Genomic DNA, 23,795 nt, shown 5'->3' with positions numbered 1-23,795 from the left:
TGTTTTCATTGCTAGATAATCACGCAAAACTAGTTAAAGTAATTGCAGCAGCAGATGGAATAGTCGGCCGCAAAAAGTTACAAAAGATCATCTATATTTTAAAAAAACTTGGACTGCCGTTTGAAGAGAAATATACCTTCTATTTTTATGGACCATATTCTGAGGAATTAAGCCTGCAAATCGAAGAACTCACTAATCTTGGCTTTGTATCAGAGGTGAAGGAGAAAAAAAGTAATTATTACCAGTATCGCTACCAGGTGACAGATCAGGGTCAGGAATTTTTGGAACACTCGCTGGCAGAGGTGCCATTGGTCGAGTCTGTCGTTCGTGACATGAAGGAGCAGAGCTCTCGTTTTCTGGAATTAGTTGCTACGATGCTTTATTTTGATCATTTACCGAAAGAGGAAGTAGAACAAAAAGTACTGGAAGTAAAGAAAAAATCAAATTATACAACTGAGGACATGGAAGAAGCTTGGAACTTTATTGGAAAAATAACCCATTAAATAGATGGGTTATTTTTCTATTTAAGTGTTATTTATTGCTGCATGCATCACAAATTCATATCATTAATCAACTAGACGTTTGCCACCCACACCATAGTTGCGTTTGTCAATATCTTCGACAAATACGACAACCTTCTCACGAGCAGCTCCTGTTGTTTCCACTACTGCATCTGTTACTTTTTCAATTAACGCTTTACGCTGTTCATCTGTTCTTCCTTCTAACATCTGTACCGTTACATATGGCATATCAATCTCTCCTTCATTTCAATTTAATCTCATTGTATCGCAAAAAGCAAAAGAGGGGAAACAAAGAAGATGAAAACACCATTTCATACATGCTACAATAAAATAAACACAAATTGCGAAGTAGTGACAATTATGAAATTATGATAAGTGTAACGCAAAAGCTTCGTCCATTTACTTCGATTCAATAGTGTTCTACAACTTTTTGTGAAATTTAGCATCTTGTTACTTCGTAGTTAAGTTAAAATCTACAATAAATTAAGTTAATCATAACCAAAACTAACCAAGGAGGCACTATCATGAGTGAAGAGAAGAAAAAGAAGTCCAATCCGTTTACGATTATGAAGGATGATTCGACTGATGGTCATGGGGGGGATATGGAGTAGGAGCTGTGAGTTTAGAAAACATATCACCAGTAATTATTGATCCCAATGAAGATCGTGCCTTTGTCGACATGGGCGCGATGCATGCGAGAAGTGAAGTCGAACGCCGCGTGAAATTCATCCAGGATCGCGAAATAGTCAAAAACGGGAAACTTTACTGGATCGTCTGGGTAACCGTTGAAAGAGGTGAACATGGTCCCTATTTTTACGGTGTGACAGGTTGTGAAATTGTCGTAGACCGCTCGATCAAACGCGCCTATAAATCGATGCCAGAACACGTAAATAATATGGATAAATCGATGAAAGGCCATATAATAGTCGACCATATGGATGATAAATCAAAGCAATTATTAGCTGACTTTTTACGAGAATTCGACGGCGAAATGTGGAAAAACTCAACAGAGGAATTAAAACAAGCTTTACCCGAATAATGAACGTTTTGTGAACATTCGTTAAAAGTAGCCTTTTTCCCTTGTTCATTTGCCGTTTTATTTATAGAATATATAGACATGGTAACTCTTTGTTACTAGGACCGGAAGAGGCTGGGCAATTGCCCGGCCTTTTTCCGTTCTCTCAATTACTGTTCATCTTCCCCAGTCCACAGCCAATCCCACCAATTATCAATCAAGTCATCCTCCGATAATCTCATCAAATTCTTCTGGATGCTCATGCTGATCGTCCTCAATATGCAAGGTGCAATATTTTTCAGGTTCCGTTCCCTTTACAAAAAATAGCTTAGCGGTGTGGCTACATGTATCCGCAGCTAGAAATCCGGTATTTAAGTCAATTTCAACCTCGACTACATGCTCTGGAGGAACCTGTCGTTCCACCGTAATGTTCTCATGTGCCTTCTCCATGAAACTTGCCCATACTTCTTTTGCGTATTGATGATCACTCGTCTTTACAATTTCCCTGTTATCGTCATAGCCAACCCAAACGCCGGCAGTAAGAGATGGACTAAAGCCAATCATCCAATTATCCACATTGGTGGTACCTGACTTTCCAGCATAGTCATTGCTTAGCTTATTCGCAATCGAGGCGCCAGTAACACTCATATAGCCATTTAATTCTTCGCGAAACATGCCTTTCATTAGCTCTGAAATAATAAAAGCATACTTTTCATTAAGTATCTGGCCATCATCTTCTTTTGAAAACAGACTCCATCCATCCGTTTTTGCTTTAAGCTCATCTCGATCAAATAACACCTCACCATGTGCATCGGTCACTTTTGTAATCGTATGACCTTCTAACTCCTGACCGCCGTTCGCAAGGATGCTGTATCCCGTTACCATTTCCTTAACAGAGACGACCTCTGTGCCTAATGCTAAGGAAGCAACAGGCTCTAATTCGCTTTCAATTTTAAATTTTTCCTTGGCTACACGGACAAAGCGCTCAGGTGTGACATACATGTTTGTTTTGACCGCAAAGATATTATCAGATGATGCGATTGCCTGTGCCATTGTGATCGGCTGATTCGCATAATAATCATTATAATTACCTGGCTGATATATATTACCATCCGCCAGTTCAAATGTCGTAGGTTTACTCATTAATGTCGTGGCAGCAGTCATACCATTTTCCAATGCAGCATAATAAAGAAATGGTTTAAAAGCAGAACCTGGCATTCGCTTTGCCTGGGTAACACGGTTAAAAGGAGAATCTTCATAATTTCGGCCACCGACAAGCGCCTTTATCGCCCCTGTCTCAGGTTCCATCGCCATCGCGCCAATTTGTATGTCCGGATTATCGACAATCGTATCTGTCGCTGTCTGGAGAGCCTGTTGCTGCATCGTATTCAATGTGGTATAAACCTGATAGCCACCGGAACGAATTTCCTCGATATCAATCTCTAAGATATCTTTGAGCTCTTCTACAACCACATCCTGATAATAGGGAGCAATTCCCTTGGTAATAATGGTACGTTCGTCGGAAAATTGTAAGGGCTCATTTATCGCTGTTTCGTAAGTTTGGGCGTCGATGACCTGCATATCATATAAGTTGTTCAAGATGAATTCCTGACGGGTTTTTGCGTTTTCCAAATTATGAAAAGGCGAATAAAGAGAAGGACCTTTTGGAATACCTGCTAGCATCGCTGCTTCGGCCCAGGATAGCTCCGACGCGGATTTAGCAAAAAAGTACTTACTCGCCGCCTCAATACCATAGGCACCATGACCGTAATAGATCGTATTTAAATATCCTTCTAATAATTGATCCTTATCATAGAACATTTCTAATCGTATTGTATAAAATGCCTCATATAATTTTCGTTTCCATGTTTTTTCGTGTGTTAAATAAAGGTTGCGCGCATATTGCTGTGTAATTGTACTGGCACCTTCCTTCAATGACATGGTTTTAATATCCTTCCAAATAGCAGAAGCAAGACGTTTAAAATCAAAGCCGAAATGATTGTAAAAATATTGATCCTCTGTCCAAATCGTAGCCTTTTCTACACGATCATCTATCATATCCAAGGGCATCCAATATCTTTTCTCGGAACCAAACTCTTCCCCGATCACTTTCTGGTCTTCACTGTAATAAATCGTGTTTTGTGGCCGATCTAACGAAGGAGGGCCAAGTAAAAAGCTGGCAATTAACAGAACGGCAGAAAAGGAGCCAACTAATAAAAATAAAAAAATAAAAGCTTTCCATAACCGCCGTTTTTTCCTTCGACTTCTCCGACCCATCCCATTCCCCCCCTCCTTCGTTTCTTTCCTGAAATATTTAAAAAATCCAGTAGTAGCATTATGGTGCAAAAATGTAGAGTATAAACATAACAATTAAGGAATTACTTGATTTTTTGCTAAAAAACTCTAGAATAGTATTGTTTACAGTATACAAATATAAAAGTGGATATAGATTAAAGGAGTCGATCAAATGGGACTGTGGTTCACAGAAAAACAAACAGATAATTTCGGTATTACTGCCAAGATTAATCAAACGTATCATACAGAACAAACGGACTTTCAAAGGCTGGATATGGTAGAAACCGCAGAGTGGGGGGGTAATATGTTGTTACTTGATGATATGGTGATGACAACAGATAGGGATGAATTTGTCTATCACGAAATGGTCGCACACGTGCCATTGTTTACGCACCCCAATCCGAAAGCTGTGTTAGTAGTTGGTGGTGGCGATGGTGGAGTCATTCGCGAGGTACTTAAGCATCCATCGGTACAGAAGGCAGTTTTAGTCGAAATTGACGGAAAAGTGATCGAATATTCAAAGAAATATTTACCAAACATCGCTGGTAAATTGGAAGATCCACGTGTAGAAGTGCGTGTTGCCGATGGATTTATGCATATCGCCGAAAATCAAAATAAGTACGACGTAATTATGGTTGATTCAACAGAACCTGTGGGACCAGCTGTTAACCTTTTCACTAAAGGTTTTTATGACGGTATTTCGAAAGCGCTGAAAGATGACGGAATTTTCGTTGCCCAAACAGATAATCCATGGTTTAAAGCAGATTTAATCAAACAGGTCTATCATGATGTTAGAGAAATTTTTCCGGTTACGCGACTGTACACCGCGAATATTCCGACATACCCAAGTGGGTTATGGACGTTTACGCTTGGAAGTAAAATTCATGATCCCTTAAAAGTAAAAGATGACCGTTTCCATGAATTAGAGACGAAATATTATACACCGCAATTACATCGTGCATGCTTTGCATTACCAAAATTCGTGGAAGATTTGACAAAATAGGAGGATAAAAAATGCGCTTTGATGAAGCTTACTCAGGAAAGGTATTTATTAAGTCAAGACCAACACATGAAGATGCAAAGGCTATTATTTTTGGAATGCCAATGGACTGGACGGTGAGTTTTCGACCTGGTTCCCGTTTCGGCCCTAATCGAATAAGAGAGGCCTCCATTGGTTTAGAAGAGTATAGCCCATATTTAGATCGTCATTTAGAGGACGTCAGCTATTTTGATGCAGGAGACATTCCATTGCCATTTGGTAACCCTGCCAGAAGTATTGCGATGATCCGGGAATATGCCGATCAGATTATCGAAAAGGGTAAATTTCCGCTCGGACTTGGCGGAGAGCATCTGGTCACATGGCCGCTTATCGAAGCCATTTATCAGAAATATCCAGACCTCGCCGTGATTCATATTGATGCCCATGCTGATTTGCGTGTTGACTATGAGGGTGAGCCATTATCACATTCGACACCAATCCGGAAAGCATGTGAAAAAATCGGAGCAGAAAACGTCTACTCCTTTGGGATTCGCTCAGGGGGGGACAGGGATGAATTTCGCTATGCAGAGGAAAGTGGCCTGTATATGGCGAAATTTGAGGTCGCGAAGCCGTTAAAAGAAATCTTGCCTAAACTTGCCGGACGCCCTGTATATGTTACGATTGATATAGATGTGTTAGATCCAGCATTTGCGCCAGGCACCGGTACAGCAGAAGCAGGTGGTATTTCTTCAAGAGAAATGTTAGAAGCGATTCATGCGATTGCTCAATCAGATGTGCACGTAGTAGGCGCAGATCTTGTCGAAGTAGCTCCGAATTATGATCCGACCGAACAAACGGTGATAGCAGCGAGTAAATTTGTTCGAGAGATATTATTAGGCTGGGTCAAATAATTACATGTAAAAAAACCACGATTTATGATAAAATATGTTACGACTTAAAGACAAATTAGGGACATTACATGAGGAGAAAACAAGTTGTGCATAAATTTTTAGCAAATGTGCAGAAATGCCATTACATGTGATCTATCAGCAATTAAAAGGTCAGCCAAATGAATTAAGAGATATGAGTGAAATATGTCTGCTCAGTGAAAATGAAGATAACCAGCGGACGGCGATGGAATATTTATATGTAAATGGTTTATACGATGAATTGAAAGTGATGACCGATAAAATAAAATATGCAACAAATACAACGAATCGAAAATCCGCAAAAATTTACCAGATTATGTATGAACGCAAAATGCTGAAGCCTCAACAATTAAAGCCGGAAACGCCTTCTAATTTTATAAAGGCAACTAACCGGTTGAAAATAATGAATGAAGATTATACATTAAGAATTCTGAGGGATCTTGTCCATATATATAGTTATTTTGACATGAAACAGTATGGAGAAATCGGCAGCTTTAACGAGAATATAAAACACCTTATGTTAGAGGTTAAAGATCCAATGCTATATGAGTTATTTGAATCGAGATTGAATGAAACATTATTTATCTATCATTGGAAACGAAATGAATTAATATTATCACGCAAATATGGGTATCAATTATTAAAGAAAACCAGTAATTACCGGAAACAAATTGATATACACAATATTTTAGCTCAGGGTTATTTATTTGAAAGTTATCAGCAGGCGATTCATCATGTTTCGCTTGCCCTCGAGATGGCAGAACAGCTTTCCTATGAACGCGCGATTTATGGGTTGAAGAATTTCACGCTGCCGTTTATTGCAGCTTATCATAAGAAAACGGAAGGTATTACAAGTGAAGATATTGCAGAGCAAGCTCACATTGCCTTGGCCGAAGGGGGGGATGTGGATAAATGTATCGGACTTTTAGAAGGCTTAGATACATTAACTCCTTTTCAACAATACTATTTAGGACAAGCCAAACAAGACAAAGGATTATTACGCAAAGCATATCAACGATTTATCGAAGAGCGAGATGATTATTTTTATGCTAGACTACCTTTAGAGGCGTTACATGCCCTTGATTACTAAAAGGATGTTTGATAAAGTGTTGAAATCTCCAGTATCGATTAAAATGACAACGGAAATCGACGATGAAGGACAAAAAGACATTAATGTGATAGAGCAGAAGGGTCAACTATATGAAAAGGATGATACCACTGTATTAACATTCAGTGAAAACAATGAACATGGCGAGCGAACAGACTCATTAATTACGATTTATTCTGATAGGGTAAGTGTGAAACGGTCTGGAGCTGTATCCATGCTCCAGAAATTTCAAAACGATAAAGTAACTGAAACCAGCTATCGACACCAATTCGGAACAATCCAAATGACAACTGAAACAGATGAAATTATTTATACTCCCCCCCCGCTGGATCTCCAAGAGGGCAGACTGTTTATTCGCTATTCGACAAGTCTTAATGGTGATAAAGGAAGGCGTCATCGATTAACGATTACGGTAAAAAAAGAAAACTAATGGAGGAATAATTATGAACGTGATGCAACAAATGCAGGAAAATCTGAAGGCCGAAATAAGACAGGCTGTACTTGCCGCAAACGTAGCATCAGAATCAGAAATTCTTGCAGTTGTGCTGGAACAGCCAAAGGATAAAGCGCACGGTGATTATGCGACGAATATTGCAATGCAGCTTGCAAAAGTAGCTAAGAAGGCACCAAGACAAATTGCGGAAGATATCGTGGCACATATCGACCAGTCAAAAGGATCGATCAAAAGTGTCGATATTGCGGGACCGGGCTTCATCAATTTTTTTATCGATAATCAATACTTAACAAAACTGATCCCAACGATTCTGGAACAACAAGAGAATTATGGTTCATCAGATACAGGGAAAGGCGAAAAGGTTCAAGTTGAATTTGTTTCGGCCAACCCCCCCACCGGTGATTTACATTTAGGTCACGCTCGAGGTGCATCTGTCGGGGGATACATTGTGTAATGTTTTAGAGAAAGCTGGCTATGATGTCGCTCGCGAATATTATATTAACGATGCTGGTAATCAGATCAATAACCTTGCATTATCCGTACAGGCTCGTTATATGCAGGCACTAGGCAAAGAGTTCCCGATGCCAGAAGATGGCTATCAAGGGGGCAGATATTATCAAAATTGGTGAAACGTTAGTCAAAGAATATGGTGACAAATGGACGGAAAAGCCGGAACAGGAGCAACTCGCCTTTTTCCGTGAATATGGATTAAAAATCGAATTAAAAAAACTAAAGAAGGATTTAGAGCAGTTCCGTGTCAAGTTTGATCACTGGTTCTCCGAAACCTCGCTTTACAAGGAAAATAAAATCGAGCCGACTATTGATATCCTAAGAGACAAAGGCTATATCTATGAGCAAGACGGCGCAACCTGGTTCCGTTCCACAGAGTTTGGAGATGATAAAGATCGTGTGTTAGTTAAACAGGATAATTCGTACACCTATTTATCACCTGATATCGCCTATCATAAAAATAAGTTAGCGCGTGGCTTTGATAAATTGATTAATATTTGGGGGGGAGCAGATCATCACGGTTATATTCCACGTATGCGTGCAGCTATCCAGGCATTAGGCTATGATGCAGACACCTTGGAAGTAGAGATCATTCAAATGGTCAACCTTTTTGAAAATGGAGAAAAAGTTAAAATGAGTAAACGTACCGGCAAAGCTGTTACCTTACGTGAACTGATGGAGGAAGTTGGGATTGATGCGATGCGTTATTTCTTTGTCATGCGTTCAGCTGATTCCCATTTGGATTTTGATATGGACTTAGCGAAATCAGAATCAAATGATAATCCTGTTTATTACGTACAATATGCGCATGCCCGTATTTGTACGATGCTGAAACAGGCAAAGGAAAAGGGAATCGAATATTCACCGTCTAATGGACAATTATTGCAATCAGATAAAGCGGAGGAATTATTGAAAAAACTAGGGGGGGAATTCACCCAAGTCGTAGCAGACGCTGCCGTTAACCGGACACCGCATCGAATGACACAGTACATTTTTGAGTTAGCGGCCCATTTACACAGCTTCTACAATGCGGAAAAAGTTATTAATGAAGAGGACATGGAAGCAACCAAGCTCGTCTTGCCCTGATGGAAGCAGTCCGCATTACCCTGGCAAACGGTATGAAACTTGTCGGAGTAAACGCACCAGAAAGTATGTAACCCATAAAAAAACATATGACATCCTGCTCACAGCAGTTCAATTACTATAAAAATTGAACTGCTTATTTTTTATAGCATAGAATCAGTTCAGTGCTTATTAGAAGAAATGCTGGACCCATTCAAATAATCGGAATCCTAAGTAGATGCCGACAATGCCCATTATTCCTGCCAGTGCTGGAGGAGCTGGGATCGGCAGTTTAAGCAAAGCAAAAAGAAATCCAACAACTAAACCTGTAATAAGTGCTAAAAGAACTTGCATGTCTTATCAACCTCCATTTTCTATCATGATACTAACATCAAAAGTTTTACTTTATAAAAATGCTCTAAACGGAATCGTCAACCACATTAAAATCTTTAAATAAAGCGGCTGATGCTTCAGCCAACCCTTCGTCATGATTTTGCAGCTGCTTAGATCCTTCCTGAATACACGCTTCATTTCTTGAAAAATTGGATGCCCTTTCGTGACAATGATATTTAATTCCTGATTAAGGCGGAGACTGCGCCTGTCAAAATTAGCGGTGCCGATATCACAAATGCTCTCATCGAAAAATAACACCTTACCATGAAAAAACCGTCCTTATATAAATAAATGGCAGCACCAGATTTTTTCATTTTTTTAAGATAAGATAGCGCGGTTGCTTTGGTAAGCAAATGGTCCGCTTTATCTGGAAAAACAATTGTTACTTTTACACCTCGCTGTAATGCATCCATAAGAGCAAGATCGATTTTTTTAGTCGGGACGAAATAGGGGGGGAGCCGATTTCAATCGATTTCGATGATTGGGAGATAAATGTAATAATCTCCTGTTCCAACGCATTTCCTTCGGTGGCTAACACTCTAATATCTGGCGCATCCTTCAGATCATTCACGGTGATTCGCTGTATTTCCTCGCCCCCAATCGATATCAAAACTCTCTTTTAACACGTGTGTAATAGCCCCGGTAAAACGCAGATGATAATCACGCCACATGCCCAGTTTATTATCTTTCCCGACATATTCATTTCCTAAATTAAAACCGCCGACATAACTTATTGCTTCATCAATCATTAACACTTTCCGATGATTCCGCTGCTGCAAATGATAGAAAAAAGGAAAGATTGGAGGATTGCTTTTGCGAAATAAAACTTTATCCTTTAGCCATTTGCCACGGAAACGAAAGCTTCCAACCCAATCTGTCATCACTCTTACTTTTACCCCTTCCTGCTGTTTTTTATCAAGTAATGAGTAAAACTGATTGCCAATGCGATCATTTCGAATAATGAAAAATTGCAAATCAATAGAATTTCTGGCCTTTTCCATGTCTGTAAGCATGCTTTCGAACAATGCATCACCCGCGGTGAAAGATGTTACTTGATCGGCGTTAGTTAACCATGTCTTACTTTTATTTTGTTTGGCAATCAGTAGTTTACCTAGTTGAAAATCCAGAATTAGCAGAATTATTAGTTCAATAATAAAGATCATAATGTTGTCCCTCATTTCTATTCTTAATTTACCCAAAAAGATAAAGATCATTAGTAACTTAATGGATGCGTTTTTTTGATTATACGTTAACATATAGAGGGAATATATTAATCAAAAGAGGTGGATATCGTGCAAAAATTAGTATTCTTTGTAGGCGTGGCAGGTACTGGTAAAACAACCCTTGCAGAAAAAATATGTGAACAGATTCCCTGTGCATTTTTAGACCGTGATACAGTAGGGGGCCGTTTTGTCGAACGTTTTCTTGAAATGAATGATCTTGACCCCCCCAATGATCGCGATTCGGACTTTTATAAGAAGAATTTGCGTGATTTAGAGTACGATACAGCAAAAGATATATGTATTGAAAACCTGCGTGTTGGACAGAATGTTTTTATGATTTCTCCTTTTACATCCGAACTTAAAAATAAAGAATGGATCGAAGAAGTCATCACTGCAAGTGGAAAAACCAAAGACGAAATCGATGTGAAAGTAGTCGTTGTAACTTTACAGGATATCGAACAGCAGCGTCAGCGCATTGAAGAACGCGGTACAGAAAGAGACACATGGAAACTGGAAAATTGGAATTCCTATGAAACAAGAGTTAACTTTGTACCAGCGATTAATTGGGACATTCCACAAGACCATATCAACATATTTGACAACTCTGGTGATTTGACAGAAGCAAAGATTGAAAAGCTTGTCACTTTTATAAATAAATAGTTGCTTGAAAGATTGTTGCATTTCAATGAACAAAGCCATATAATATGAAAGTGGAACGTAACTATTCATTGGAAATTGTTTACATATAGATTTTGATAAAAGGAGTGCTAGCGCGTGGGCTTAAAGGATTTCACAAAAGCAGATGTAAAAGATATGGCATTTATCGATCTTGCAACATATGTGTTAGAAGATGAAAATAAAGCATTGGATTTTCGTAAGATATTTGATCGTATCGCAAAATTAAAAGGTTTGTCAGAAACAGAAAAAGATGATTGGATTGCTCAGTTCTATACAGACCTTAATATTGATGGGCGTTTTATGACAAAGGGATCAAATTTATGGGGGGGACTGAAAAAATGGTATCCTGTAGAAGAAATTGACGAGGATATCACACCAGTGCCAAAGAAAAAGAAGAAGAAAAAAGCAGCTAAGAAGAAAAAGGCACCAATTGAAGAAATTGACGAAACTGATGATTTGGATGAAACAGCTATTGATACAGACGTCGATGATTTTGATGATGATGATCTTGATACAGATGACGATATTGTAGATGATGATTTCGACTTTGATGATGATGACCTGGAAGATGATGATGATTTTGACACAGAAGATGACGATGACGAGGAAGACGAAGAAAAATAGTTTCAATAGATACTTGACTTTCCTTTAGCTTCTGAGTAAAATTTTTATTGGGCTCCATAATTTAATGGATAATATATAGCGTTCCCCCCCTGCTTAAGGGGGGGAGCGCTTTTTATTTTTTTATAAAGCCTGACATTACATATTGGCGTGGGAAACATCAATACTAGGCTATAGATAGAACAATTAAAATAGAAAGAGGGATCGAGCGTGACGAAATATATCTTTGTAACCGGTGGTGTAGTTTCTTCGATTGGAAAAGGAATCACAGCCGCATCTTTAGGACGTTTGTTAAAAAATCGCGGATTAAAAGTAACGATTCAAAAATTTGATCCATATATTAATGTGGATCCAGGTACGATGAGTCCCTACCAGCATGGAGAGGTTTTTGTTACGGATGACGGAGCAGAAACAGATCTGGATTTAGGTCACTATGAGCGTTTTATCGATATTAGCCTTAATAAATATAGTAATATTACTACAGGAAAAATTTATTCAACTGTTATCAAGAAAGAACGTCGAGGTGACTATTTGGGCGGAACTGTCCAGGTTATTCCCCATATTACCAATGAAATTAAAGATAAAGTGTTCCAGGCAGGGAAACAAACGAACGCAGATATTGTCATTACCGAAATTGGCGGAACCGTTGGGGGGGACATCGAATCGCTGCCTTTTATTGAGCAATTCGCCAAATCAAGAGTGATATAGGTAAGGAAAATGTGATGTACATTCATTGTACGTTAGTTCCATATATTAAGGCAGCTGCTGAATTAAAGACAAAACCAACACAGCATAGTGTAAAAGAATTGCGTTCCTTAGGAATTCAACCAGATGTGATTGTCTTAAGAACGGAACATGCGATAAGTCAGGACATGAAGGAAAAAATTGCTTTATTTTGTGATATCAATGAAAAAGCTGTGGTCGAATCTGGTGATGCCGATACATTATATCGTGTACCATTAGCGATGCAGGAACAAAATTTAGATCAGTTAACATGTGATCATTTTGGATTAGACTCGCCACCAGCGGATATGACAGAATGGAATGAATTAGTAGAACGTGTCTTACATTTATCAAAGAAAGTAACAATAGGTATTGTCGGGAAATATGTAGAATTACCAGATGCTTATATTTCTGTTGTAGAAGCTCTAAAACACGCCGGATTTACCTATGACGCAGATGTCGAGATCAAATGGGTTAATGCGGAAGATGTAGGCCCTGAAAATGTGGCAAGCGAATTAGGCGATGTAGACGGATTACTTGTACCGGGTGGATTTGGTGACCGGGGTATTGAAGGAAAAATCGAAGCGATCCGTTATGCCAGAGAAAGCAAGCTGCCTTTCTTAGGTATTTGCTTAGGAATGCAACTGGCAACCGTAGAATTTGCACGTAATGTGTTAGGCTTGGAAGATGCAAACTCGGCTGAAATCAATCCGAATACACCACATCCAATTATTGACTTATTACCTGAACAAAAGGATATTTCTGATTTAGGCGGTACTTTACGTCTTGGTCTTTATCCATGTCGACTTAAAAATGGTACCAAAGCCAAAGAAGCGTATGACAATGAAGATGTTATTTATGAACGCCACCGTCATCGTTTTGAATTTAATAATCAATATCGTGATCAAATGGAGCGAAATGGTTTTGTCTTTTCTGGGACGAGTCTGATGAAGAATTAGTAGAAACAATTGAATTGCCGGACCATCCTTGGTTTGTCGCTTCTCAATTCCATCCAGAATTCAGATCAAGACCAACCAAACCCCAGCAGCTATTTAAAGCATTTATCAAAGTAGCTGTAGAAAATACGAATCAATAATCAAAACATAAAAGCTAAGATAAAATGAATATGATAAAATGAATATGATAAAAGTAAAATCCGAATGATGATGCAAATTCTACAACGAGAGTTTGTTATCATTCGGATTTTTTCATTGCGTATTAGCTTTTGTAGCTATTTTGAAAGAATTTAAATGCTAAACAACCGCTCCGGCTTGCCCACTTTCCTTTCCGTGGGGTTTTTCCTTCAGCTAACTTTTTGAGCAAAAACCGCTCGAAAAAGTGGATCTTCAGGAAAAACGGTTCCCACAGGAGTGAAAGTGGGCGCCTTCGCTAATTAAAGTTCTACAATGTTGCAAGAGCTAACATATAGGAGCGATAGGATGGAATTCACAATGTTTATGTCATCATGTATTTAATCCTGGCATTTCCGTGAATATATTATGGCAATAATTTTATGCTGTCGAATTGGAAATATTCCATACCCATTCTTGCTAACATTGTAGCGCATTCCAACAGCGTAGGCGTCCGCTTCCACTCCTACGGGAAGTTTTTATCCGAAGATCCACTTTGGCTCGCCAAAGTTAGCTGAGGAGAAACCCGTGGAAAGGGAAGCGGGCAAGCCGGAGCGGCTGTTTAGCAGTTAAAACCTTTCAAAATGTCTAGAAGAGATTATGCACATATTCTCCTTAAAACGAGCAAGTTTATTTAATAAAAAGGTTCTTTTTTTAAAAAGATAATGAATTTTGCAGGATTTTTGATCAATATATCGAACTAAATTAAGTAGAAGGACATAATACAAAAAGAGAATAAATCATAATTTATTAGCATTCTATCAATAATTTTTACTATGCGCCGTGAAGACAGTATAGAGAGAAAAGGAGCTGGCTAAACATGAGCAAAACAGTATTAGTGGTCGATGATCAACTAGGGATACGTTTTTTATTAGAAGAAGTAATTAAACAAGAGGGGTTTCATGTCGAAGCAGCAGCAAATGGAAAGGAAGCATTGGACATGATAGTTGCTAATCCGCCCGATCTCATTTTCCTAGACTTTAAACTTCCAGTTATAGATGGGCCGAAAGTTGTGGAAAAACTAGAACAGCAAAATATTCATATACCGACAATTGTGATAAGTGGGCTTCCAGAGATAGCTGAGGAAAAAATGCAGCATTTTGCTTCCGTGGTTCAAACGATAGGTAAACCATTTCAATTAAATGATATTAGAGAGATTGTAAATAACTTATTAGACTAGTCAATTATTTTAAAAAAATACAAGTTTTTATAGAAAAACAATAAAGTAAGCGGTTTCTGTCGATTGTATTCTTGCACCTTTCCGTTGAAATTGGTATCCTATACTTGTGTGCAATCTTTCGTACGATGAACGATTGCTAAAACAATCTGATTTACATACCTTAAAGGAGGAGCAATTATGGCATTAGAATCAATGAAAGAAATGCTCGAGATAGCTAACAAAAATCACTATGCTGTAGGTCAATTTAATATTAATAACCTAGAGTATATCCAAGCTATTCTTCAGGCAGCAGAAGAGGAAAAATCTCCAGTAATTCTTGGTGTATCTGAAGGTGCTGGAAAATACATGGGTGGATATAACGTAGTAACAGCAATGGTAGAAGCTACAATGAAAGCACAAGGTACAACAGTTCCTGTAGCAATTCACCTTGATCACGGTTCAAGCTTCGAATCTTGTGCAAAAGCAATTCATGCAGGTTTTACTTCTGTAATGATTGATGCATCACATGATACATTCGAGGAAAACATTGCAAAAACTTCTAAAGTAGTTGAGCTTGCACATATGCACGGAGTATCTGTTGAAGCAGAACTTGGTACAGTTGGTGGTAATGAAGATGGAGTACAAGGTGGTATCATGTACGCAGATACTGACTGTAAAGAGTTAGTAGAACGTACTGGAATTGATTGTCTTGCACCTGCATTAGGTTCTGTTCATGGTCCATACCAAGGCGAACCAATTTTAGGTTTCAAGGAAATGGAAGAAATTAATACAATTGCAGGTGTACCTCTTGTTTTACATGGTGGAACTGGTATTCCAACAAAAGATATCCAAAAAGCGATTTCTTTTGGTACATCTAAAATTAATGTAAACACTGAAAATCAAATTCAACAAACGAAAGTAGTTCGTGAAGTATTAGAAGCGAATCCTGAAATGATTGATCCTCGTAAATACTTAGGACCAAGTCGTGACGCAATTAAAGATACGGTTATCGGTAAAATGCGTGAATTCGGTTCTTCAAATAAAGCATAATAATCATTTACTATTTAACCCTGTTCCAATAAAATGGAACGGGGGGTTTTTCTAAAAGTAAAAAGTAAACAAACTACTTCTCCATACTCTTCTGTTTTAAATAATTCACAAATAAGCTATAATAGAAATACATGCAAAAAACATTACATAATTTTGGCAGTTATGTGCAAATTAATGTTAAAGGACACCTTGGAAGCGAGGGAATAAATTATGCAGAAATTGCTAATAGAGGGCGGACATTTGTTAAATGGAAAAGTCCGAATAAGTGGTGCGAAAAATAGTGCAGTAGCGTTATTGCCTGCATCAATTTTAGCTGATTCGAAAGTAATTATTGAAGGGTTACCAGATATATCTGATGTAGAGACATTAAGTGGTTTGTTAGAGGAAATTGGTGGAAAGGTCGAAAGAAGAGGACAAACTGTACATATCGATCCGCTAGAAATGACAGCAATGCCTCTTCCAAATGGGCGTGTCAAGAAACTAAGAGCATCCTATTATTTCATGGGTGCGATGCTTGGGCGATTTAAGGAAGCAGTGATTGGTTTACCAGGTGGCTGTTATTTAGGGCCACGGCCGATCGATCAGCACATTAAAGGCTTTAAGGCATTAGGTGCTACGGTAACCAATGAACAGGGAGCCATTTACCTACGCGCTAATGAATTAAAGGGCGCGAGAATTTATCTGGATGTTGTAAGTGTAGGGGCAACAATAAATATTATGCTCGCAGCAGTCAAGGCTAAGGGTCGTACGATTATTGAAAATGCGGCACGAGAGCCTGAAATTATTGATGTTGCTACATTATTAACAAGTATGGGCGCGAGAATTAAAGGTGCAGGAACCGATGTGATTCGAATTGAAGGTGTGGAAGAGTTAATTGGTTGTATGCATACCATCATTCCCGACCGCATTGAAGCAGGAACCTATACAATTATGGCGGCAGCCCAGGGTGAGAAGGTATTAATTGATAATGTCATTCCCCAGCACTTAGAGCCTTTGCTCGCAAAGTTAAGAGAAATGGGGGATACAAATCGAAGAGGGCGAAGAACAATTATTAATCCACCGTGGCGTCAATTTAAAAAGTGTTGATATTAAAACCTTAGTACACCCGGGATTCCCAACTGATCTTCAACAACCTTTTACAACGCTATTGACAAAAGCCATGGGAACTGGCGTCGTAACCGACACGATTTATCAGGCACGGTTTAAGCATATCGATGAGTTAAGACGCATGAATGCTCAAATTAAAGTAGAAGGAAGTTCTGCGATTGTGCAAGGTCCTACTCAATTAGAAGGGGGCTAAAGTAAAAGCCAGTGACCTTCGAGCGGGCGCTTCCCTAATCGCTGCAGGACTTATGGCTAATGGTATAACTGAGATAACAGGCCTTGAACATATTGACCGAGGCTATGCAAATATTACAGAAAAATTAGCCAACCTTGGTGCTAAAATATGGCGAGAAGAAATGACAGAAAAAGAAATACAACAATTTCAAAATTCCTAAAAAAGAGACTCCAGTAGTCTCTTTTTTAAAGTTTGGTGAATAAAATAGATTTTTGCTCTTTTTTTTTGCTGAAATAATAGAAAATATGCTAAAAAAATCATTTTTCTTTAAAAAAAAGTTGAATATCTAGTTGGAACGATGTACTATATAGTAAGAATATAATAACGCAATTCAGCCATAAGTTTGCGTTCTTCCTTTCATCCTTACTTACTTCTATAGTAATGATGAGTCAAGCTTCCATCTCATACACTTCTTGAGATTTTAGGCGATCTCGGTGCTCCTTATTGAGTTTCCTTAACTGATTGATTAATGAAAGATAGTCCTATTTTTCCGTAATAGATCATTAAGGCAAAGAAAATGATAAGATTCCCCCCCACGTTTATAAAACTACAAACTGTAAATCTCTATTAAACAATGAAGATGGAATATATAAAATATAATTAGGTGTGGTGATTTTGTGAGTGAAGTAACAATTTCGGAATTAGAATCGTTAACATTAAAAGAGCTATATGCAAGAGCAAAGGAATATAAAGTTTCCTATTATGCAAAACTAACTAAAAGAGAGTTGATTTTTTCCATTTTAAAAGCACAGGCAGAAAAAAAGTGGCTTTCTGTTTATGGATGGTGTCCTGGAAATTATTCAGACGGAAGGGTTTGGCTTCTTACGTCCTATTAACTACTCTCCAAGTGCCGAGGATATTTATATATCTGCCTCACAAATTCGTCGCTTTGACTTGCGTAATGGGGGGGATAAAGTATCAGGGAAGGTCCGTCCCCCCCCTAAAGAAAATGAACGGTACTATGGTTTATTGCATGTTGATGCCGTTAATGGCGAGGACCCAGAGGTCGCAAAGGAACGTGTGCACTTTCCAGCGTTAACTCCCCCCCTGTATCCGGATCGATTAATGAATTTAGAAACGGATACGAAATTAATCTCAACCAGAATTATGGATTTATTAACACCTGTAGGTTATGGCCAACGTGGATTAATCGTTGCGCCGCCAAAGGCAGGGAAGACAATGCTGTTAAAACAAATTTCTAACAGCATCGCTAAGAATCATCCGAATGCAAAATTGATTATTTTATTAGTGGATGAGCGTCCGGAAGAGGTTACAGATATTGAGCGTTCTGTAAATAAAGATGTCGATGTCGTAAGCTCGACATTTGACGAAATGCCAGAAAATCATATTAAAGTTGCTGAACTTGTTTTAGAGCGAGCGATGCGACTTGTAGAACATAAAAAAGACGTGGTTGTTCTCATGGATAGTATTACGCGTTTAGCGCGTGCCTATAACCTTGTTATTCCTCCAAGCGGCAGAACATTATCCGGTGGTATTGATCCAGCTGCGTTCCATCGACCTAAACGATTCTTTGGTGCTGCCCGTAATATCGAAGACGGTGGAAGCTTTACGATTTTGGCAACAGCATTGGTGGACACAGGTTCACGTATGGATGAAGTTATTTATGAAGAATTTAAAGGAACAGGGAACATGGAATTACACTTAGACCGTAATTTAGCGCAACGTCGTATTTTCCCTGCTATCGATATCGCGCGATCAAGCACACGAAAAGAAGAATTACTGATTTCTAATAGTCACCTTGAAAAAATGTGGGCCGTCCGTAAAAGTATACAGGATTCTCCGGAATTTCTTGAACGGTTTTTACGTAAGCTTCGTTCAACGAAAAATAATGAAGAATTTTTATCCGTTCTTGATGACGAAATGAGAAGAAAAGGTACTGCTAAGAAAACGCATTAACATAAGTTTTTTAAAATACAGCTTGCAATCTTCAAGTGAGATTGATATAATTCTTCTGTATGAAAAACTCTGTTTCTTAAGGATTCAGGGCAAAAGGAGTGGACAGACATGAAACAAGGCATTCATCCAGAATACCATAAAGTTGTATTTCTTGATACAAGCTCAGATTACAAATTCTTAGGCGGATCTACTAAATCTTCTGCTGAAACAATTGAATGGGAAGATGGAAACAGCTACCCATTAATCCGTGTGGAAATCAGCTCAGCTTCTCACCCGTTCTATACTGGTAAGCAAAAAGCTGACAAAGTCGGTGGTCGTGTTGACCGATTCAAGAGAAAATACAATCTTGGCTAAAATGGTATTTTTAATTGAACGAAATATAACAGGATATTAATCCATAAAAACAGGCAAATAAACTAAAAATTTGCCTGTTTTTATATGGGACACGGGGGGGACAGGCTCTTATGCCCATATTACAAAAAATTCACTTCATTACTTAATATTATAAAAAACATGCTAAAATGATTAGATATAGAGTGAGCGTTGTAATAATGCAACAATATTGTTGGAAGGGGGCAACATCATCATGAATATAATGAAGCATGCCGGTTGGATAGAGCTTATTTGTGGCAGCATGTTCTCTGGGAAGTCAGAAGAGTTAATTCGCAGAGTGCGTCGTGCAACATATGGCAATCTATCTGTTGCCGTCTACAAACCGAAAATAGATAATCGATATAGCGATGAATGCGTCGTATCACATAATGGCTCTGAAATAATAGCAAAATCAGTCGAAAGAGCAATTGATATTCTCGAAGATATCTCAGATGATATCGACTTGATCGGAATCGATGAAGTACAATTTTTTGATGATGATATTGTCCATATTGTCAGTCAATTAGCAGATAAAGGTCATCGTGTTGTCCTTGCTGGATTGGATACAGACTTCCGTGGGGAACCATTTGGACCGATGCCGCAGCTTTTGGCTATCAGCGAATTTGTAACGAAACTCAATGCCATTTGTCCTGTTTGTGGTTCACCTGCGAGCAGAACGCAACGATTAATTAATGGTAATCCTGCTTCCTATCATGATCCGATTATATTGGTAGGAGCAAAGGAAGCATATGAACCAAGGTGCAGATACCACCATCAGGTACCAAATCATCCGAAAAGCAAGTTGAAGGTTCATCAATAAGCAAACTTTGACGCTGCCGGTAACATTGGATATACTATTTATACTGTTTGGTAACAGGATCGATTTTTTTCCGTTGTAAGCTTTTCGCGTCTTAGTTGCAGAGCTGCAGCGCCTCGAACCGCCGTTTTGACAAGCACTTACTGTAGAAAGAGGTGAAGAACGTGTTAGATCGTTTAGAATCCCTAGAAGCACGTTATGATAAATTAAATGAATTGTTAAGTGACCCGGAAGTCATCAATGATTCCAAGAAATTAAGAGAGTACTCAAAGGAACAATCTGATTTACAAGATATCATTACGGTATATCGTGAATATAAGGATGCTTCCTCACAAATAGATGATGCGAAAAACATGTTGGAAGAAGATTTGGATGACGAAATGCGTGAGATGGCTAAGATGGAAATCAGCGAACTTTCCGAGCAAAAGGTAGAGTTAGAGGAAAAATTAAGAATCTTATTACTTCCGAAGGATCCCAATGATGACAAAAACGTTATCATGGAAATCCGTGGCGCAGCAGGTGGAGATGAAGCGGCATTGTTTGCTGGCGATCTTTTCCGGATGTACTCTCGTTTTGCTGAAACAGAAGGCTGGAAGATCGACATTATGGATTCGAGTACAACAGGTGTAGGTGGACTGAAAGAAATCGTCTTTATGATCAACGGAAAAGGGTCTATTCTAAATTAAAATATGAAAATGGTGCCCATCGCGTACAACGTGTCCCTGAAACAGAATCGGGAGGACGTATTCACACTTCAACAGCAACGGTAGTGGTAATGCCAGAAGCCGAAGAAGTAGAAGTAGATGTTCATGAAAAGGATATCCGTGTCGATACCTTTACTTCCAGTGGTCCAGGTGGACAATCTGTAAATACAACAATGTCAGCAGTCCGTCTAACCCACCTGCCAACAGGTACGGTCGTATCGATTCAAGACGAAAAGTCACAAATTAAAAATAAAGAAAAAGCAATGAAAATATTGCGTGCCCGTATTTATGACCAAGTTCAGCAGGAAGCACAGGCGGAATATGATCAAACTCGTAAATCTGCAGTCGGTTCCGGTGATCGCTCTGAGCGTATCCGCACTTATAATTTTCCACAGAATCGGGTAACAGATCATCGGATTGGTTTAACGATCCAGAAGCTTGATCAGATTTTACAAGGAAAAATGAACGAGATCATCGAAGCATTGATTATTGAAGAACAAGCACAAAAAATGGAACAAATAGGTGAATAAGATGAAATCTCTCACCATTCATGAGGCCCTTCAATGGGCTTCTTCTTTTTTAGAGGAACATCATGCAGAAGCAAAAGTAGCGGAAATTCTATTGTTACATGAACTTCGTTATTCAAAAATAGAACTTATTAGCAATTTGCGTGAGCCAATAGATCAGATCATTCTCAAGCAATTCCAAAAAAACATTCAACGCCATGCCGATACCAAAGTACCTGTCCAGCATATTACAGGTGTCGAAATGTTTTACGGACGAACGTTTTATGTTAACCAGGATGTGCTGATTCCGCGACCTGAGACAGAAGAGCTCGTTTTCCATTTGTTAGCAAAGGTGACAAACGACTCCTTTTCCTGTGTCGATGTAGGAACTGGCAGTGGGATAATCGCGGTGAGTTTAGCAAAAGAGTGGGCAGATAAAACGGTTAAAATGATCGCAACAGATCTGTCAGATAAAGCACTGCACATCGCTCAGAGAAACGCTAATCAGCATCAGACCGACATCGAATTTTTCCAAGGAGACTTCCTGCAGCCATTAATAAACCACAATAGGAAAGTTGATATTATCATCTCCAATCCGCCATATATCGCGTATGAAGAAGCAGCGTCACTGTCAGAAACCGTTAGAAATTTCGACCCTGAGCTGGCCCTTTTTGCGGAAGACAATGGCTTAGCGGCATATCAACAAATTATCGAACAGGCACCACTTGTCCTGAATAAAAATGGAATACTCGCTTTTGAAATTGGTCATACTCAAGGAAAAGCTGTTACCAATCTGATAAAATATCATTTTCCGAATAGTAAGGTCGAGGTTATTCCGGATATCAATCAGAAAAATCGAATCGTCTTCGCAACAACATGATCTTCTTATTTAATCACGGGGGGGCCAAGCGTTTCTAAGACCCCACTGATCATATGCTCACTTTTTTAGTAAATTAATAGATTATAAGTTTAAAAGTTTTCGTAGTTGTCCACACTGTGATTAGACAGGGGGGGGAAACAAATATGCGAAAACTTATTTTATTTTCTGTACTCATTTTTCTTATTATTGGATTTTTTCCACAAAAAGTTGTAAGTAATGAACAAGCGTATCAAATGATCCCGGATGAAGCAATTCGCTTACGAATATTAGCGAACAGTGATAACGAGAAAGACCAGGAAATAAAACATGCTGTAAGAGATGCTGTGAATCAAGAGGTAACCAAATGTAGAAGATATGGATGATATTGAAGAAGCACGGACACTTATTTCGAGTCGAATCAGTGAGCTTGATCAAATTGTTGCCAATACTTTAGCAGAGGAACAAGTGAATAGTGCATTCAATGTGGAGTATCGTAAAGACGTCAAATTTCCAACGAAACTCTATGATAACTATCTTTACCCGGCAGGTGAATATGAGGCCATTTTAATCCAATTAGGAGATGCTGCAGGATCTAATTGGTGGTGTGTCGTTTTTCCTCCATTATGTTTTCTTGACTTTTCCTTTGGGACAACCGTTCAGGCAGAAGAAAAAGCTGATGATGATGATGACAAAATCAAAGAAGATCAGGAAGATCAAGAAGAAGAGCAAGAGCAAGAAGTAGAATATACTTTTTTCTTCTTAAAATGGTTTAGTTAATCATAAATCTATCATTTTGTCATAGAGTAATAATAAAACGAAATGATAGAGGTGTGAGAATGGAATTAAAATCAACGAAAGAACTCGACCAAGCAGCGTTCGAATCTTTTTTTAACGAAAATAGTAAAATGTTAGATGTGGATCAGGCAGAAATGAAAAAATACGGATACTTCCTTTATAAAGATCAGCAACCGACGGCGTTTTTTTCACTATTACCTGTCGACGGGGGGGAGTCTTATTGGCTGCGAACGCTGATGATCAAAAGAAGTCCATCCCTGATGTTACCTGTAACGATTATCCAATCCGCAGAGAACTTAACGAAAAGTTATGGAGCGAAGCATTTATTTATCCACAGTAAAACAGAAATCCTTAATCAGTTATTAGAACAATTAGGATATACCCAAACAGAGCAGTGTTTAGATCCACTGATTGAAGCAAATTGGTGGATAACCTCATTAGAATCTGTGGATAATTATGTGAATAGAATGGAATGATGAACGTTGTTATAACAGTGTTCTTAATTAAACCTGTGCATAAATCTCTTTTTATGCACAGGTTTTTACCTATCTGTGGAAAGATGTGTGGATAAGTATACTATGAATAGTAGTTGCTTGCAGAAATGTTAAAATATCTTCATACTATTTTTAGAATACA

At 38.6% G+C, this 23,795-nt stretch carries 20 protein-coding genes and 7 pseudogenes; 20 read left to right on the top strand and 7 right to left on the bottom strand.

The features are described 5' to 3' along the window. Positions 1–8: 8 nt before the first annotated feature. Positions 9–503: a YwgA family protein gene (locus JCM21714_RS05755; RefSeq protein ID WP_035722549.1), complete on the top strand. Its 495-nt coding sequence runs from the start codon at positions 9–11 to the stop codon at positions 501–503. 63 nt (positions 504–566) lie between these two features. Here JCM21714_RS05755 and thmT read toward each other — a convergent pair whose 3' ends face one another. After that, positions 567–749, bottom strand: a complete 183-nt coding sequence (thmT, locus tag JCM21714_RS05750; RefSeq protein WP_035722546.1) for a 2-hydroxymuconate tautomerase — start codon at positions 747–749, stop codon at positions 567–569. Between the two features lie 296 nt (positions 750–1,045). Between thmT and JCM21714_RS05745 the strand changes: the two are divergent. After that, positions 1,046–1,560: pseudogene (locus JCM21714_RS05745) on the top strand (YwhD family protein). 198 nt (positions 1,561–1,758) lie between these two features. On the opposite strand, the gene JCM21714_RS05740 reads toward JCM21714_RS05745, so the two are convergent. After that, positions 1,759–3,813, bottom strand: coding sequence for a transglycosylase domain-containing protein (locus tag JCM21714_RS05740; protein WP_035722544.1), 2,055 nt, complete (start codon positions 3,811–3,813; stop codon positions 1,759–1,761). Between the two features lie 190 nt (positions 3,814–4,003). Between JCM21714_RS05740 and speE the strand changes: the two genes are divergently transcribed. The 5 genes and pseudogenes from speE to argS all read left to right on the top strand — a co-directional run bounded on the left by speE (position 4,004) and on the right by argS (position 8,968). Beyond that, positions 4,004–4,834: a polyamine aminopropyltransferase gene (gene speE, locus JCM21714_RS05735; protein WP_035722540.1), complete on the top strand. Its 831-nt coding sequence runs from the start codon at positions 4,004–4,006 to the stop codon at positions 4,832–4,834. Positions 4,835–4,845: 11 nt separating this feature from the next. Next, a complete protein-coding gene (speB, locus tag JCM21714_RS05730; RefSeq protein WP_035722538.1) occupies positions 4,846–5,721 on the top strand; it encodes an agmatinase in 876 nt (291 codons plus the stop codon). Between the two features lie 115 nt (positions 5,722–5,836). Next, positions 5,837–6,829: an AimR family lysis-lysogeny pheromone receptor gene (locus tag JCM21714_RS05725; RefSeq protein WP_035722536.1), complete on the top strand. Its 993-nt coding sequence runs from the start codon at positions 5,837–5,839 to the stop codon at positions 6,827–6,829. 16 nt (positions 6,830–6,845) lie between these two features. Further along, positions 6,846–7,277: a YwiB family protein gene (locus JCM21714_RS05720; protein ID WP_052000421.1), complete on the top strand. Its 432-nt coding sequence runs from the start codon at positions 6,846–6,848 to the stop codon at positions 7,275–7,277. Positions 7,278–7,290: 13 nt separating this feature from the next. Next, positions 7,291–8,968, top strand: a pseudogene (gene argS / locus JCM21714_RS05715) (arginine--tRNA ligase). Between the two features lie 97 nt (positions 8,969–9,065). On the opposite strand, the gene JCM21714_RS05710 reads toward argS, so the two are convergent. Genes JCM21714_RS05710 through JCM21714_RS05700 form a run of 5 tightly spaced genes read right to left on the bottom strand, consistent with a single transcriptional unit; the run spans position 9,066 to position 10,429 of the window. Beyond that, entirely contained in the window at positions 9,066–9,227 is a 162-nt protein-coding gene (locus JCM21714_RS05710) for a XapX domain-containing protein (protein WP_035722535.1), read from the bottom strand. Between the two features lie 51 nt (positions 9,228–9,278). After that, the gene (locus JCM21714_RS23820; protein WP_084040595.1) at positions 9,279–9,524 is read right to left on the bottom strand and encodes a phospholipase D-like domain-containing protein; all 246 of its coding nucleotides are present in this window, start codon (positions 9,522–9,524) and stop codon (positions 9,279–9,281) included. Beyond that, positions 9,443–9,679: a phospholipase D-like domain-containing protein gene (locus JCM21714_RS19755; RefSeq protein ID WP_148294974.1), complete on the bottom strand. Its 237-nt coding sequence runs from the start codon at positions 9,677–9,679 to the stop codon at positions 9,443–9,445. Before JCM21714_RS19755 ends, JCM21714_RS23820 begins: the two co-directional genes overlap by 82 nt. Next, positions 9,655–9,837 (bottom strand): hypothetical protein, encoded by a 183-nt coding sequence (locus tag JCM21714_RS05705; protein WP_035722531.1) that lies wholly within the window; start codon positions 9,835–9,837, stop codon positions 9,655–9,657. Before JCM21714_RS05705 ends, JCM21714_RS19755 begins: the two co-directional genes overlap by 25 nt. Then, positions 9,830–10,429, bottom strand: a complete 600-nt coding sequence (locus JCM21714_RS05700; RefSeq protein WP_035722530.1) for a phospholipase D-like domain-containing protein — start codon at positions 10,427–10,429, stop codon at positions 9,830–9,832. Before JCM21714_RS05700 ends, JCM21714_RS05705 begins: the two co-directional genes overlap by 8 nt. 129 nt (positions 10,430–10,558) lie before the next feature. Between JCM21714_RS05700 and JCM21714_RS05695 the strand changes: the two genes are divergently transcribed. From JCM21714_RS05695 to JCM21714_RS05635, 13 genes and pseudogenes are all read left to right on the top strand, one after another. After that, entirely contained in the window at positions 10,559–11,149 is a 591-nt protein-coding gene (locus tag JCM21714_RS05695; protein WP_035722526.1) for a P-loop nucleotide/nucleoside kinase family protein, read from the top strand. 114 nt (positions 11,150–11,263) lie between these two features. Next, on the top strand, positions 11,264–11,791 hold the full coding sequence (rpoE, locus tag JCM21714_RS05690; RefSeq protein ID WP_035722524.1) for a DNA-directed RNA polymerase subunit delta: 528 nt from the start codon (positions 11,264–11,266) through the stop codon (positions 11,789–11,791). 207 nt (positions 11,792–11,998) lie between these two features. Next, positions 11,999–13,607: pseudogene (pyrG, locus tag JCM21714_RS05685) on the top strand (CTP synthase). 854 nt (positions 13,608–14,461) lie between these two features. Then, positions 14,462–14,821 carry a response regulator gene (locus JCM21714_RS05680; protein WP_035722522.1) on the top strand — a complete coding sequence of 120 codons (360 nt, stop codon included), beginning with the start codon at positions 14,462–14,464 and terminating at the stop codon, positions 14,819–14,821. 177 nt (positions 14,822–14,998) lie between these two features. Next, positions 14,999–15,850: a class II fructose-1,6-bisphosphate aldolase gene (gene fba / locus JCM21714_RS05675; protein WP_035722520.1), complete on the top strand. Its 852-nt coding sequence runs from the start codon at positions 14,999–15,001 to the stop codon at positions 15,848–15,850. A 210-nt stretch (positions 15,851–16,060) separates the two neighbouring features. Continuing rightward, positions 16,061–17,349: pseudogene (gene murA / locus JCM21714_RS05670) on the top strand (UDP-N-acetylglucosamine 1-carboxyvinyltransferase). Positions 17,350–17,806: 457 nt separating this feature from the next. Continuing rightward, positions 17,807–19,106: pseudogene (gene rho / locus JCM21714_RS05665) on the top strand (transcription termination factor Rho). Between the two features lie 108 nt (positions 19,107–19,214). Beyond that, positions 19,215–19,460 (top strand): type B 50S ribosomal protein L31, encoded by a 246-nt coding sequence (locus JCM21714_RS05660; protein WP_035722516.1) that lies wholly within the window; start codon positions 19,215–19,217, stop codon positions 19,458–19,460. A 232-nt stretch (positions 19,461–19,692) separates the two neighbouring features. Further along, positions 19,693–20,298 (top strand): thymidine kinase, encoded by a 606-nt coding sequence (locus tag JCM21714_RS05655; protein WP_035722515.1) that lies wholly within the window; start codon positions 19,693–19,695, stop codon positions 20,296–20,298. Between the two features lie 161 nt (positions 20,299–20,459). Then, positions 20,460–21,529, top strand: a pseudogene (prfA, locus tag JCM21714_RS05650) (peptide chain release factor 1). 1 nt (position 21,530) lies between these two features. Next, positions 21,531–22,385: a peptide chain release factor N(5)-glutamine methyltransferase gene (gene prmC / locus JCM21714_RS05645; RefSeq protein WP_035722514.1), complete on the top strand. Its 855-nt coding sequence runs from the start codon at positions 21,531–21,533 to the stop codon at positions 22,383–22,385. Positions 22,386–22,528: 143 nt separating this feature from the next. Then, a pseudogene (spoIIR, locus tag JCM21714_RS05640) lies at positions 22,529–23,141 on the top strand (stage II sporulation protein R). A 59-nt stretch (positions 23,142–23,200) separates the two neighbouring features. Continuing rightward, positions 23,201–23,635, top strand: a complete 435-nt coding sequence (locus JCM21714_RS05635; protein WP_035722511.1) for a hypothetical protein — start codon at positions 23,201–23,203, stop codon at positions 23,633–23,635. The last annotated feature ends 160 nt before the right edge of the window (positions 23,636–23,795 follow it).

This window comes from Gracilibacillus boraciitolerans JCM 21714 (assembly GCF_000521485.1).
Classification (GTDB): domain Bacteria; phylum Bacillota; class Bacilli; order Bacillales; family Amphibacillaceae; genus Gracilibacillus; species Gracilibacillus boraciitolerans.
The sequence above is the reverse complement of the archived record's forward strand: the minus strand, read 5'-3'. Positions and strand labels throughout refer to the sequence as shown.